General features: G+C 66.3%; 12 protein-coding genes. All 12 read right to left on the bottom strand.

Annotation, left to right across the window (positions count from 1 at the left end; all coding sequences use genetic code 11):
- Nucleotides 1-118: 118 nt before the first annotated feature.
- Nucleotides 119-1,423 carry an ABC transporter substrate-binding protein gene (locus tag A9973_RS15090; RefSeq protein WP_183014555.1) on the bottom strand — a complete coding sequence of 435 codons (1,305 nt, stop codon included), beginning with the start codon at nt 1,421-1,423 and terminating at the stop codon, nt 119-121.
- A 36-nt stretch (nt 1,424-1,459) separates the two neighbouring features.
- On the bottom strand, nt 1,460-2,584 hold the full coding sequence (locus A9973_RS15085; protein WP_183014554.1) for a zinc-dependent alcohol dehydrogenase family protein: 1,125 nt from the start codon (nt 2,582-2,584) through the stop codon (nt 1,460-1,462).
- Between the two features lie 61 nt (nt 2,585-2,645).
- The gene (locus tag A9973_RS15080) at nt 2,646-3,398 is read right to left on the bottom strand and encodes a glucose 1-dehydrogenase (protein WP_183014553.1); all 753 of its coding nucleotides are present in this window, start codon (nt 3,396-3,398) and stop codon (nt 2,646-2,648) included.
- A 25-nt stretch (nt 3,399-3,423) separates the two neighbouring features.
- Nucleotides 3,424-4,860, bottom strand: a complete 1,437-nt coding sequence (locus tag A9973_RS15075) for an aldehyde dehydrogenase family protein (RefSeq protein WP_183014552.1) — start codon at nt 4,858-4,860, stop codon at nt 3,424-3,426.
- A gap of 17 nt (nt 4,861-4,877) precedes the next feature.
- Nucleotides 4,878-5,534: an ABC transporter ATP-binding protein gene (locus A9973_RS15070; protein ID WP_183014551.1), complete on the bottom strand. Its 657-nt coding sequence runs from the start codon at nt 5,532-5,534 to the stop codon at nt 4,878-4,880.
- Nucleotides 5,535-5,537: 3 nt separating this feature from the next.
- Nucleotides 5,538-6,278: an ABC transporter ATP-binding protein gene (locus A9973_RS15065; RefSeq protein WP_183014550.1), complete on the bottom strand. Its 741-nt coding sequence runs from the start codon at nt 6,276-6,278 to the stop codon at nt 5,538-5,540.
- 2 nt (nt 6,279-6,280) lie between these two features.
- The gene (locus A9973_RS15060) at nt 6,281-7,297 is read right to left on the bottom strand and encodes a branched-chain amino acid ABC transporter permease (protein WP_183014549.1); all 1,017 of its coding nucleotides are present in this window, start codon (nt 7,295-7,297) and stop codon (nt 6,281-6,283) included.
- Complete coding sequence (locus A9973_RS15055; protein ID WP_183014548.1) at nt 7,297-8,202, bottom strand: branched-chain amino acid ABC transporter permease; 906 nt, start codon at nt 8,200-8,202, stop codon at nt 7,297-7,299. The genes A9973_RS15060 and A9973_RS15055 overlap by 1 nt, the downstream gene beginning before the upstream one ends.
- A 318-nt stretch (nt 8,203-8,520) precedes the next feature.
- Nucleotides 8,521-9,072 carry an electron transporter SenC gene (locus tag A9973_RS15050; RefSeq protein ID WP_183014547.1) on the bottom strand — a complete coding sequence of 184 codons (552 nt, stop codon included), beginning with the start codon at nt 9,070-9,072 and terminating at the stop codon, nt 8,521-8,523.
- Complete coding sequence (locus A9973_RS15045) at nt 9,072-10,457, bottom strand: Gldg family protein (protein WP_183014546.1); 1,386 nt, start codon at nt 10,455-10,457, stop codon at nt 9,072-9,074. Before A9973_RS15045 ends, A9973_RS15050 begins: the two co-directional genes overlap by 1 nt.
- Nucleotides 10,454-11,167, bottom strand: coding sequence for an ABC transporter permease (locus A9973_RS15040; protein ID WP_183014545.1), 714 nt, complete (start codon nt 11,165-11,167; stop codon nt 10,454-10,456). The genes A9973_RS15045 and A9973_RS15040 overlap by 4 nt, the downstream gene beginning before the upstream one ends.
- A complete protein-coding gene (locus tag A9973_RS15035; RefSeq protein ID WP_183014544.1) occupies nt 11,164-12,120 on the bottom strand; it encodes an ABC transporter ATP-binding protein in 957 nt (318 codons plus the stop codon). Before A9973_RS15035 ends, A9973_RS15040 begins: the two co-directional genes overlap by 4 nt.
- Nucleotides 12,121-12,128: the final 8 nt, after the last annotated feature.

Here is a 12,128-nt window from a genome sequence, read left to right as displayed (position 1 = left end):
GTGGGGCGGTGGATTTTGTCCGCCGCCCGGTTCGAAATGATAGGAAATTCGAGAGTGTAGAAAAAACCCCGGCGATTGCTCGCCGGGGACGTCCCTGCACACACACAACACCGATTGATCAGTTCGCGAACACCTTGATCTGGTCGCTTTTCAGCACGTCCGGCGTCAGGCTCTTTTCGATCCATTCCATCGACGTGTCGGACACGCCCGGAGTGACCAGTTCGGCCGGCACGATGGTGATGTCGGCCAGCACCTTGAACGGGTACTTGTCGCTCTTCTTGGTCACACCGAACAGTTGCGCTTCCAGGCCCTGGCCGTCGGCGCGATGCATCTTGACCTCGCGGCCGTAGCCCTTGAAGGTCACGTCGTGCATGGCGGCGGCCACTTGCTCCGGGCTGGGCCAGGCGCCGCCGTTGTCCTTGATGGCCTTTTCGTAGCCGGCTTTCAGGCCCTGGATGGCCTGCACCATGTGGTAGACCGAGTAGATCGGATAGGCGCCGGTCTTATCGTGGAATTTCTTCACGAAGGCCTGGTGCTGCGGATCGTCCTTGGTTTCCGGATGCAGGAAGTAGTGGTCGCCGCGGGCGCCGACGTACACGCCTTCGGGCAGGGCGTTGCCCAGGCGCTCCAGCGAGCTTTCGGCCAGCGACAGCACGAACGTGGAGTTCTTGAACAGGTTGCGTTGGGAAGCCTGACGCACGAAGTTGTCCAGGTCGCCGCCCCACGACGTGGAGACGATGACGTCCGGGCGCAGCGCCTGCAGGCGGCTGATTTCGGTCGAGAAGTCGGCGGCGCCGAACTTGGGGAACATCTCGGCCACGACCTTCACGTCCGGCTTGAACTTCTTCAGCGCGGCCAGGAAGATGTCGCGCGAATCGCGGCCCCAGGCGTAGTCCTGGTTGACGATGGCGATGGTCTTGAAGTCGGGCTTGACCTTCATCAGGTACAGCACCTGCGCGACCATTTCGGTGGTGGCGTTGGCCTGGGTACGCACGACGTACTTGTACTTCTTGCCTTCCAGCGCCTTTTCGGTACCGCAGTCCCACAGCACGTTCAGCACTTTCAGGTCTTCGGCCACGGGCGCCACGATGTTGCAATGGCCGCTGGAGATGGCGGACAGCATGACGCGCGTGCCGCCTTCGGCCAGGCGGCGATATTCGGACAGGAGCTTTTCGCCGCCGCCGCCTTCGTCGATGTAGCTGGGAACGAGCTTGACGCCGTCGATGCCGCCGGCGGCGTTGATGTCCTGGATCAGGATCTCGGCCGCGTCGCGGGCCGGCACGCCGAACACCGAGGCGGACCCCGACAGGAACGTCGAAATGCCGATATTCAGTTCCTTCGGCTTGTCGGCGGCGCTGGCCAGCGCCGTGAAGCCTGACAGCAGGGTGGCGCCCAGAAGGGCAGCCAGTCTTGAGGTTTTCATGGTCTTGTCTCCAGTGTTGTAGTCGGGTCTATGCCCTTAGAAAACGATGGCGTCGCGCAGGCTGCCGCCGGTAGCGAGGTGATCGAACCCCTCGTTGATCTGGTCCAGCGAAAAGGATTTGCCCATCATCCGGTCTACCGGCAACTGGCCGGCCTTGTACAAGTCGATGTAGCGGCTGATGTCGATGGCGGGCACCCCCGACCCCAGATAGCTGCCGCGGATGTCGCGCTCTTCGCCCACCATCTGCGACAGCGACAAGGGGAAGCTGAACTTCGGGTTGGGCAGGCCCGACGTAACGGTGGCGCCGCCGCGGCGGGTCAGCTTGTAGGCGGTCTCGAAAGCGGGCACCGCGCCAGCCATGTCGAAGCCGTAGTCCACGCGACCGCCGGCCAGGTCGAAGAGGTCGTCGTCCGTCTTGACCTGCTTGGGGTTGACGGTGTGGGTTGCGCCCAGCTCCTTGGCCAGCGCCAGTTTTTCGTCGCTGAGGTCGACGGCAACCACGCGGCGAGCGCCGGCGGCCACGGCCGCCAGCAAGGCGCTCAGCCCCACGCCGCCAAGACCCACGATGGCCGCCGTGTCGCCCGCCTTGATCCGCGCGCGGTTCAGTACCGCGCCCGCGCCAGTCAGCACGGCGCAGCCGAAGAGCGCCGCCTCGCGGTGGCTGAGTTCGACGTTGACCTTGACGCAAGACCGGCGCGACACCACCGCGTATTCCGCGAAGCAGGACACGCCGGTGTGGTGGTTGATGTATTCGTCACCGATGTGCAGGCGGCGGTCGCCGCCCAGCAGAGTGCCCTGGGTATTCGCGGCGGCGCCCGGTTCGCACAACGCAGGACGGCCTTCCATGCACGGGTTGCAGCAGCCGCAGCTGGGCACGAACACCATGGCGACGTGGTCGCCCGGTTTCAGGTCCGTCACGCCCGGGCCGGTTTCCACCACCTCGCCGGACGATTCGTGCCCCAGCACGATGGGCACGCCGCGCGGACGGTCGCCGTTGATCACCGACAGGTCCGAATGGCACAGCCCCGCCGCCTTGATCTTCACCAGGACTTCGCCCGTGCCGGGCGGATCCAGTTCGATCTCGGTGATGCTCAATGGCCGGGTCTGGGCGTAGGGACCTTGCCCCCCTACGTTGCGCAACAACGCCGCTTTGATTTTCATGCGTCTGACACCCACGATAGAGAGAAGACGGCCCGGCCGGCGCCGGGCCTGCCAAGAACGGTCAGACGGTACGGCCGCCGTCCACGGGAAATTCCACGCCGGTGATGAATTCCGCCGCGTCGCTGGCCAGAAACAAGGCTGCCGCCGCCACGTCCGACGGCTGGCAGAAGCGGCCCAGCGGAATCGTGGAGACGAACTTCGCGCGGTTCTCGGGCGTGTCGGGCAGGCCCATGAACAGTTCGAACATGCCGGTGATGCCCATCACGGGGCAGATGGCGTTGACGCGGATGCCGTCGGGGCCCAGTTCCACCGCCATGGATTTCGACAGCACGTTGACCGCGCCCTTGGACGCGTTGTACCAGCTGAGCCCGGGACGCGGACGGATGCCGGCCGTCGACCCCACGTTCAGGATCACGCCGCGCTTCTGCTTGCGCATCACGGGCACCACGGCCTGCGCCATGTGGTAGATCGACTTCACGTTGATGTCGAACATGCGGTCGAACATGGCCTCGTCCACGTCCAGCATCGGCTGGTTCTTGTGGGTGATGGCGGCGTTGTTGACGACGATATCGACCGAACCGAACGTTTCCAGGCAGACGCGGACCGCATTGTCGATGTCGGCGCGGCTGGACACGTCGGCTTTGACGGCAAGCGCGGCGGCGCCGACTTCGGCGGCCACGCGGTCGGCGGCTTCCTTGTTGATGTCGGCGATGACGACCTTCGCGCCCTCTTTGGCGTACAGCTTGACGATGCCTTCACCGAACCCGTTTCCTCCGCCGGTGACGATGGCGACCTTGCCTTGCAACTGACTCATGACTTGTCTCCGGATAGCCTGGCGATCATTCGCCGTAGAATTGGATCAACGTTTTGGTCGTGCTCATTTCTTCCAGGGCTATGAAGCCCTTTTCGCGTCCATGGCCGCTCTTCTTGACGCCGCCAAACGGCAGTTCCACGCCACCGCCCGCGCCGAATCCGTTGATATAGACCTGGCCGCACTTGATGCCGCGCGCCACGCGCTGCTGGCGTCCGCCGTTTTCGGTCCAGACCGCGCCCAGCAGTCCGTAGTCGGTGGCGTTCGCCAACCGGATGGCATCGGCTTCCGTTTCGAACGGCAGCGCCACCAGCACAGGCCCGAAGATCTCTTCGGTCAGCAGCGTGCTGTCATGCGACGGGGCGCTGAACAAGGTCGGTTTGACGAAGTAGCCGCCCGCCGGCACGCCGTCGGCGATGGCGCCTTCGGCTGCCACCTTCAAGCCGTCGGCCAGGCCCCTGGCGATGTAGTGGTTGACGCGGTCGAACTGCGCCTTGTTGACCACCGGGCCGCAAGTCAGGTCCATGTCCGGCGTGCCGGCGCGGACTTTCGAGAATTCTTCCGCCAGCGCCTTCATGAACTCGGCGTAGATGCCCTTCTGCACCAGCAGGCGGCTGCCGGCGGTGCACGTCTGGCCCGCGTTGTGGACGATGCCCTTGACGATGGCCGGAATGGCCAGCTTGAAGCGGGCATCGTCGAACACGATATGAGCGGACTTTCCGCCCAGTTCCAGCACGCACTTCACCGCGTTGACGGCGGCGGCCTGCTGGATCAGCACGCCGACTTCGTTCGATCCCGTGAACGTGATGAAGTTGATGCCCGCATGGCGCGACAGACTGGCGCCCGCTTCTTCGCCCAGGCCCGTCACGATGTTCAACGCGCCCGCCGGGAAGCCCACTTCCAATGCCAGCTCGGCCACGCGGATGATCGACAGGCAGGCATCTTCCGCGGGCTTGACCACGGCGGCGTTGCCCATGGCCAGCGCCGGCGCCACGCTGCGGCCGAACATCTGCGCGGGATAGTTCCACGGGATGATGTGGGCGGTCACGCCCAGCGGCTCGCGGATCAGCTGGACCGAATAGTCCTTCTGGAACGGGATGGTCTGGCCGTGCACCTTGTCGGCCGCGCCGCCATAGAACTCGAAGTAGCGCGCCAGCACGGTGATGTCGGCGCGTGCCGTGGACATCGGCTTGCCCGTGTCGCGCGATTCCAGTTGCGACAATTCTTCGTGGTGCGCCAGCACGGATTCGCCCAGGCGCAGCAGCAACCGGCCGCGCTCCAGCGCGGTCATGGCGCCCCAGCCGCTGTCCAGCGCGGCGCGCGCCGCCTGCACGGCTGCATTCACGTCGGCCTGCTGGCCACGCGGGATGGTGGTGAACACCTTGCCGTCCACCGGCGACACCACATCGATGGTGCGTCCGTCTGCGGCATCGGCCTGGCGGCCGTCGATAATCATCTGCGTCATGGAAAGTCTCCGGGTATTCAGTTCAAGGTGATCGAGCCGCGCTCGATCGTCCATATCTGGTCGGGAATGTCGCCAAGCAACTTCACGTTGGACTCGGTGATCACTACGCATAGGTCGGGTTGCAGCTCTTTCAGCCGCGCCAGCGCTTCGGTGTAGTCGCGCGCCAGCTTCGGGGCAAGGCCCTGGAAAGGCTCGTCCAGCATCAAGAGGCGGGTGCCGACCATGATGGCGCGCGCCAGCGCCACCATCTTTCCCTGGCCGCCCGACAACGCAGAGCCGGACCGGCTCAGCATGGGTTCCAGCTGCGGCACCACCTTCAGCACCGTGGCGATGCGCGCGGCGATCTGAGCCTTGGACTGGCCTTGCACCTCGCACGGCAGATTCAGGTTTTCTTCCACCGTCATGGTGGGGAAGATCACGCGGTCTTCGGGTGCGTACCCTACCTTCAGGGCGGCGCGCTTGTGCCCGGGCAAGGCGGTCAGGTCCGTGCCGTCGAAAGCGATCTTGCCCGACTTGATCTTCGTCAGGCCCATGATGGTGCGCAGCAGCGTGGTCTTGCCCGCGCCGTTGCGGCCCACGATGCCGATGGTCTTGGACGGTTCGAAACTTGCGCTGACGTCGCGCAGGATGCGGTTGCCCGCCAGGTCGACGTTGATGGCCGATAGGTTCAACATGGTTCAGGCCCCCAGCACTTCGCTTTTGATCTGCGGGTTGTTCAAGACCTCGTCGGGCGTGCCGTCCGCGGCCACCTTGCCCGCGATCCAGGCGGCCACCCGCGTGGCGTAGCGCGACACGATGTCCACATCGTGCTCGACGAACCAGCTTGTCACGCGGCGTTCGTCCAGCGCATGCATCACGGTTTCCATCAAGGCGAACTTGTCCTCGGACGCGACGCCGCTGGTCGGCTCGTCCATGATCAGTAATTTGGGTTGCAGGGCCAGCGCCATCGCCACGTCCAGCAGCTTGCGCTTGCCTTCCGGCAATTCGATGGAGGCTTCGTCGGCTTCGGGCAGCAGGCCCACCAGGTCCAGCGTGGCGTCCACTGCTTTGTCGTCGATGGTGCTTTCCAGCGACCGGAACCAGCTGAGTTCCTTGTTGCGGCGGGCGGCTGCAATCTGCACGCATTGGCGCACCGTATGCTCGGTGAACAGCTGCGGCAGCTGGAACGACCGCCCCAGCCCCAGGCGCACGATCTTGCGCGGCGCCATGGCCGTGACGTCACGACCGTCGAAATACACCTTGCCCTTGGACGGCGCCAGATACCCCGTGCAGATGTTGATGAAGGTGGTCTTGCCGGCGCCGTTCTGTCCGATCACGGCCAGGCGTTCGCCTTCATGCAGTTCGAAGTCGATGTTGTTGGCCGCGACGACGCCGCCGAAAGCCAGATACAGGCCGGTGGTTTGAATGAGGGGTTTCATCTTCAGTTCCTCACCGAGGCTTGCGCGCTGGCCTGAACCCGAGCCTGCACGGTGGCGCCGGCGCGTGCCTCTGCACGTGCCTGGTCGCGCTTTCGGGCCGCGGCGCGTTTCATGATCTGGCCGACGAATCCGGTGGGGAACATGAAGATCACCAGGATCAAGGTCAGCCCCAGCAAGAACTGCCACAAACCAGGGAAGTAGGCCGCCGACACGAGCTTGACCGTCTCGAAGCCCACCGCACCCAGGAACGCCCCGGCCGCGTGGCCGGCCCCGCCCAGGATCGTGATGAACACGAATTCCCCCGAGCGCAGCCACGATCCGATTTCCGGCGTGACCAGACCCTGCATCAAGGCCAGGATGGCGCCCGAGAAGCCCACCACGACGGCCGACAGCAGATAGCCCTTCCACATGATGAAGTACGCGGAAAACCCCAGGTATTCGATGCGCGTCTCGTTCGTCTTGATCGCCGACAGGGCCTGCCCGCTGCCCGACCGGAAATAGCGCTGCACCCACCAGGCCAACGCCATCGACAGCACCAGCGTCAGCACCAGCAATGCGCGTTCGAACGATTCGCGCTCCATCAGGACACCGGCCATGGCCGGGCGCACGATGCGCAAGCCGTCCGAGCCGCCTGTCAGGGTGTAGAGCTTGCCCAGCAACGCGAACAGCACCATGCTCAGCGCCAGGTTCAGCATGCCGAAGAAGATCCCGCGGTAGCGCACCACGAACAGGCCGATCACGACGGCCGATGCAAAGCTGGCGACGACACCCGCCAGGATCAGCACCAGGGCGTCGGTGCCGGGCATGGCACGCGCCAGGAAGGCGACGGTATAGGCCGAGATGCAGGAGTACATCGCGTGGCCGAACGAGATCTGGCCGGCGCGGGCCATCACCGACACGCCCAGCGCGGCGATGGCGTAGGTCAGGCCGATGACGATGGGCGTGATGGTCCAGGAATAGGAATAGCCCAGGAATAGCGTGGCCAGCGCGGCCACGAGACTGAGTACGGCGACTTTCATCAGATCCTCCGCGCTTGAGCGACCGTGAACAGGCCGTGCGGCCGGATGATCAGCACCAGCACCATGATGATGTACGGCACCGCCACTTCCAGTTCGGGTGCGGCATAGACGGCAATGGCACGGATGATGCCGATCAGCAGCGCGGCGATCAGCGCGCCCGTGATCTGGCCCAGGCCGGCGGTCGCGACCACCGCGAACGACAGCACCGTCATGTCCGTGCCGGCACCCGGCACCAGCGACGTGGTGGGCGCGGCCATCGCGCCGCCCAGCGCGCCCAGGATGGTGGCGATCACGAAGGTGACGTAGCCGATCTTCTTGGCGTTGATGCCCAGCGACGTCGCCACCTCGCGGTTGTGCGTGGTGGCCACGGTCTGCTTGCCCAGCTTGGTGTGGCGCAGGAAGAATTCCAGGCACACGTAGGCCAGCACCGCCGTCACCGGCACCACGACCAGCTGATAGGTGGTGTAGGTGATGTCGCCGATTTCGATGTTGCCCAGCCGGTTGACGACCTCGCTGGCGCTGTAGGGCTGCGCGCCCCACAGCAGGCGCTGGATGTCTTCCAGCATCAGGAAGCCGCCGAAGGTGATCAGCAGTTTCAGGATGGGGTCGTAGTTCTGGGCCCGGCGGATCAGCACGAATTCCATGATGCTGCCCAACGCCAGGCCCACGGCGATGGCGGCCACGAACAAGGCCGCGAACAGCAGCAAAGGGGAGTCGGTCTTGGGCGCCAGGAACATCACCAGGCTGGCCGCGGCGTAACCGCCGAAGGCGTAGAAGGCGCCGTGGGCGACGTTCAAGATGCCCATCACGCCGAACACCAGCGTCAAGCCCATCGACACCAGGAACAGCAGACTGGCGTAGGCCACGCCGTCCACCAAGGCAAGAGGCAGTAGATCCCAGGTCAAGCGTCTTCTCCCAATACGCTAAGCACCTGCCGCGAGGGCGACGCGTTGCCGCGGCAACGTGGAATCCCCAGCACGGCGGTACGGGCTTTTAGCCCCGGACGCGCTTGGCGCGCCCTTGTCTCTTTATGGACCTTGCCGTACCCGCCGTCGATGCGAGGCGAGGCGGGCCGGAAGGCGTTTATGTGGGGGGATCGCCGGGCGGATAAAGCCGCCCGGCGATCCCCTCCGATAGTGGAAACGAAGTATAGGTATGCCCCTTTTCAGCGCCTATTTATCTTTGTGCAAGCCGGGCTTCACAAGCGATAGAGTGGCCGTCGCCTAGGGGATTTCCGCATGCGGGTTTACCTGCACCATCGCCGCCATCGGCGCCCGGGTCTGGTAGTCGGGGATGATGCGGATCTGCGCTTCACCAGGCAATTGCACATAACGGCCTAGGCCATCCGGCGCCAGCGCGCCTACCTCCATTTGGGCGAGGCGCACGCCCGTCGCGTCGCGGATGTCGATGCGCAATTGGGGTGGGCTCAATCCGTATGGCTGGTCGGCATGGGGCGCCAGCGCGCGGTCGCTGCGGGCCTGTGAAAACAGCGCCAGGAACTGCGCCGCGTCGAACCCGCCGGCGGCGCCCTCGGGCATCGCCGCCCACCCTTGGCCGGCGCGGGTCAGCGTGACCGACGCGGCGGGCGTGGCAAGCGTGACGTGCGTAGCCTGGGCGGCGTCCCAGGCGTACAGGCGCGCCGGTTTGCCGGCGTCGTCGTGCAGGTGCGTGTGGCCGCCATGGCTGGCCGTCCCGTCGGCCGCCTCGTGCCATTGCCAGGCCGACAGCCCCGCGCCGGCCACCAGCAACAGCGGCCACAGGGCGCGCGCCGACATCACCGCCGCCTCCACCACAGCAGCAACCCCGTCATCAACGCCAGCAAGGGCAGCGCGACCGTGCTGGTCCAGAACACCACCCGCATCTGCCGGTTGGTGAGTTCGACGCGGCGGCCTTCGTAATGGCGCGGCCGCAGGGTCAGCAAGGCGTCCTGGCCCGCCAGCAAGGTCACCGCGCTGGTGAACAAGGCGCCATTGCCCAGCGTGGCGAAATGGCGGTTGGTGGCGAAATCGCTGTCGCCCGCCACCAACAGCGCCGGGTGTGCCGTGCCGTCCGCGCTGGCCGCTTGCGCGTTGCGGGTGGCTAGTGCGATCAGGGTGTAGCGCGCGGCGGGCTGGCCGGGCAGATGCGCCTGGCCGGAGGTCTGCGCCAACGGGGTCACGACGACGCCCTTGGGCAGGCTGTCGCCTGCCGGCTCCAGACCCGCCGCGCCGGGGAAGAAGCTCAGCGGCAAGCCGCGCGTCATCTTGTGGCGCGTGTAGTCGCTGACAGCGGGGCTGCCTGGATCATTGCGGTAGTGGCTGCCCGGATCGGCCAGTGCCCCTGGCGGACGGGCGATGCCGAAATCGCCCAGCAGCGCGTCCAGGCCGTGGGGGGTATCCGGCTCCAGCAGCAGCAGGGTCTTGCCGCCCGCGGCCGTCCAGCCGCGCAGCGCCTGGGCGTCGTCGTCGCCGAAGGGCGTGCGCGGCCCCGCCGCCACCACCACGGCGCAGGCCGGCAGCGCTTGCGTCAGGCTGCCGGCGTTCACGCCCCGGGTGGCAAAGCCCAGCGTCTGCAAGGCGTTGCGCGCCATGGCCATGCCATGCTGTTCATGGACCTCGACGCGCGCCACCAGATTCTCGTCGTCGCCGTGGTCTTCCAGGTCGTCCAGCGACGTCAGGCTGTCCAGCGCGGCTTCGCGATGGCCCTGCGTGAAGCAGACCGTTTGCGCGCCGCGTTGGCTGATGCGCAGCAGCGCATTGGTGAAGTCGGTTTCCGTGCCGCCATTGATCGTCAGCCTGCGGCTATCGGCGGCCAGCACGGCGCTGCCCGCGAATTGGATGCCCGCTTCGCGCGCCTCGGCCGGCCGCAGCGCCGGATCCACGCCGCGCACGCGGATCAACGGATTGGCGTGCTCGTACTGGCGCAGCAGTTCCAGCGCGTCGACCATGCTTTTGTTGCGCAGGTCGTAGAACCACGTGACCGTGACGGGCTGCTTGACCTGGCGGGCCACCTCGACGCTTTCGGGCGCCAGGCTGTAGAGCCGCTGCGCCGTCAGGTCCATGCGCCCCAGGTTGCGCGCCGCCCACAGGTTCAGCGCCAGCAGCAGCGCGGCCACCGCCAGCACAGGCAGCCATAGCGACAAGCGCTTGCCGGCGCGCCGCCAGGACGTACCCGGCATCATCGCAGCCTCCAGCGCTTCAGGTTGACGGCGGCGATCATCAGCGCCAGCACGGCTACGCTGGCCAGCGTCACGGTGGCGGGTCCGGGCAGGACGCCACGGATGAAATCCACATGCTGCGCCGACAGGGACAAGGCCTGGAAGAACGGCGACAGCGCCGGAAACGCGTCCAGCGCCGCAGGGTAATCGATGAACCACAGCAGCACCAGGATGCCCCAGGTGGCGCTGGCGGCCACGATCTGGTTGGTGCAGGCGCTGGACACCGCGATGCCGATCGCCAGGAACAGCGCGCCATACAGGAACACGCCGATGTAGCCGCCCAGGATCGGGCCGTAGTCGGGCTGCCCGTACCAGGCCAGCGGCAGCACGGCGGCTGTCGTGCCCGCCAACATCAACGCCAGCACCGTCAACCCGGCGGCGTACTTGGCGGCCACCAGCACCGCGTCCGACAGCGGCAGGGTCAGCAGTAGCTCCAACGTGCCCTGCCGCGCCTCTTCGGCAAACGCCCGCATGCTGACCAGCGGCATCACCAGGATCAGCAGGATCGTCATGTTGTGGAACGCCGTCACCATCTGCCCGGTGCTGACGAAGAACAGGTTGAAGCTGAACAGGTAGCCCGACAGCGCCCAGAAAACGGCCACCACCACCAGCGCCACGGGCGACCCGAAGTCGGTCCGCAATTCCTTCCGATACAACGCCCCGAAGCCTTTCATGCCCGCCTCCGCAGCAAGGGGTCGTTAGGGGCCAGCGCAGCCAGCAGACGGGTTTCCACCGCGTCGTGCAGCGACAGCACGGCGCGCAGTTCCGCATGCGCCAGGACGATGCGCAATACCGCATCACACGTCGCCCCGTCCTCCTCCGCCTCCCAACTGACGCGCCACTTGCTCAGCCCCGAGTCCGATGCCGCGGCATCCACGCCGCGCACGCCCGGGCAGGCCGACAATGCCGCGTGCAGCGCCGCGTGGCGCGCCGCCGGCAACGCCAGCTGCAGTTGCAGAGCCGTCTGCGCCTGGCCCAGCGCCGCGTCTTCCACCAACCTGCCTTGGCGCAGGATGGCGATCCGGGTGCACAAGGCCTCCACCTCTTGCATCAAATGGCTGCTGAACACCACGGCACGGCCCTCGGCGCAACGCCGGATCATTGCGCGCGCCTCGACGATCTGCACCGGATCAAGGCCATTGGTGGCTTCGTCCAGCAGCAGTACCGGCGGGTCGTTCAGCACGGCCTGCGCCAAACCCACGCGCTGGCGCTGACCCTTGGACAGTCGGCCGATCATGGTGCGCGCCACCCCTTGCAGATCGAAGCCGTCGATCGCGCGTTCGATGGCCCGGCGGCGCGCAGACGCCGCGCCCGCCACCTTGACGCCCGCGCCGAACTCCAGGTACTGCGTCACCGTCAGCGTGTCATAGAGCGGCGCCCGTTCCGGCAAATAGCCGATGTCCGCGTTGCCGCGGCCCGGGGCCGGTTCGCGCCCGCAGACCGTGATGCGGCCGCTGTCCGGCGCATGGAATCCGGCCATCAAACGCAGGGTCGTGGTCTTGCCGCTGCCGTTCGGACCCAGCAGGCCCACAATTTCACCGGGCCTGACGGACAGGCTCAGCGAATGCAGGACCTGGCGCGGCCCGAACGACTTGCAGACCTGGTGCAAGGCAACTGCCGGCTGCATGGCGCCGC

The sequence above is a fragment of the Achromobacter sp. UMC46 genome (assembly GCF_014170335.1).
Lineage (GTDB): Bacteria > Pseudomonadota > Gammaproteobacteria > Burkholderiales > Burkholderiaceae_B > Achromobacter.
This window is presented reverse-complemented; position numbering and strand designations above follow the sequence as displayed.

Excerpts from the sequence above, each read along its gene's own strand:
- A9973_RS15090 (WP_183014555.1), bottom strand. The coding sequence starts at position 1,423 with ATGAAAACCTCAAGACTGGCTGCCCTTCTGGGCGCCACCCTGCTGTCA.
- A9973_RS15075 (WP_183014552.1), bottom strand. The coding sequence starts at position 4,860 with ATGACGCAGATGATTATCGACGGCCGCCAGGCCGATGCCGCAGACGGA.
- A9973_RS15060 (WP_183014549.1), bottom strand. The coding sequence starts at position 7,297 with ATGAAAGTCGCCGTACTCAGTCTCGTGGCCGCGCTGGCCACGCTATTC.
- A9973_RS15065 (WP_183014550.1), bottom strand. The coding sequence starts at position 6,278 with ATGAAACCCCTCATTCAAACCACCGGCCTGTATCTGGCTTTCGGCGGC.
- A9973_RS15040 (WP_183014545.1), bottom strand. The coding sequence starts at position 11,167 with ATGAAAGGCTTCGGGGCGTTGTATCGGAAGGAATTGCGGACCGACTTC.
- A9973_RS15080 (WP_183014553.1), bottom strand. The coding sequence starts at position 3,398 with ATGAGTCAGTTGCAAGGCAAGGTCGCCATCGTCACCGGCGGAGGAAAC.
- A9973_RS15085 (WP_183014554.1), bottom strand. The coding sequence starts at position 2,584 with ATGAAAATCAAAGCGGCGTTGTTGCGCAACGTAGGGGGGCAAGGTCCC.
- A9973_RS15050 (WP_183014547.1), bottom strand. The coding sequence starts at position 9,072 with ATGTCGGCGCGCGCCCTGTGGCCGCTGTTGCTGGTGGCCGGCGCGGGG.
- A9973_RS15045 (WP_183014546.1), bottom strand. The coding sequence starts at position 10,457 with ATGATGCCGGGTACGTCCTGGCGGCGCGCCGGCAAGCGCTTGTCGCTA.
- A9973_RS15035 (WP_183014544.1), bottom strand. The coding sequence starts at position 12,120 with ATGCAGCCGGCAGTTGCCTTGCACCAGGTCTGCAAGTCGTTCGGGCCG.
- A9973_RS15070 (WP_183014551.1), bottom strand. The coding sequence starts at position 5,534 with ATGTTGAACCTATCGGCCATCAACGTCGACCTGGCGGGCAACCGCATC.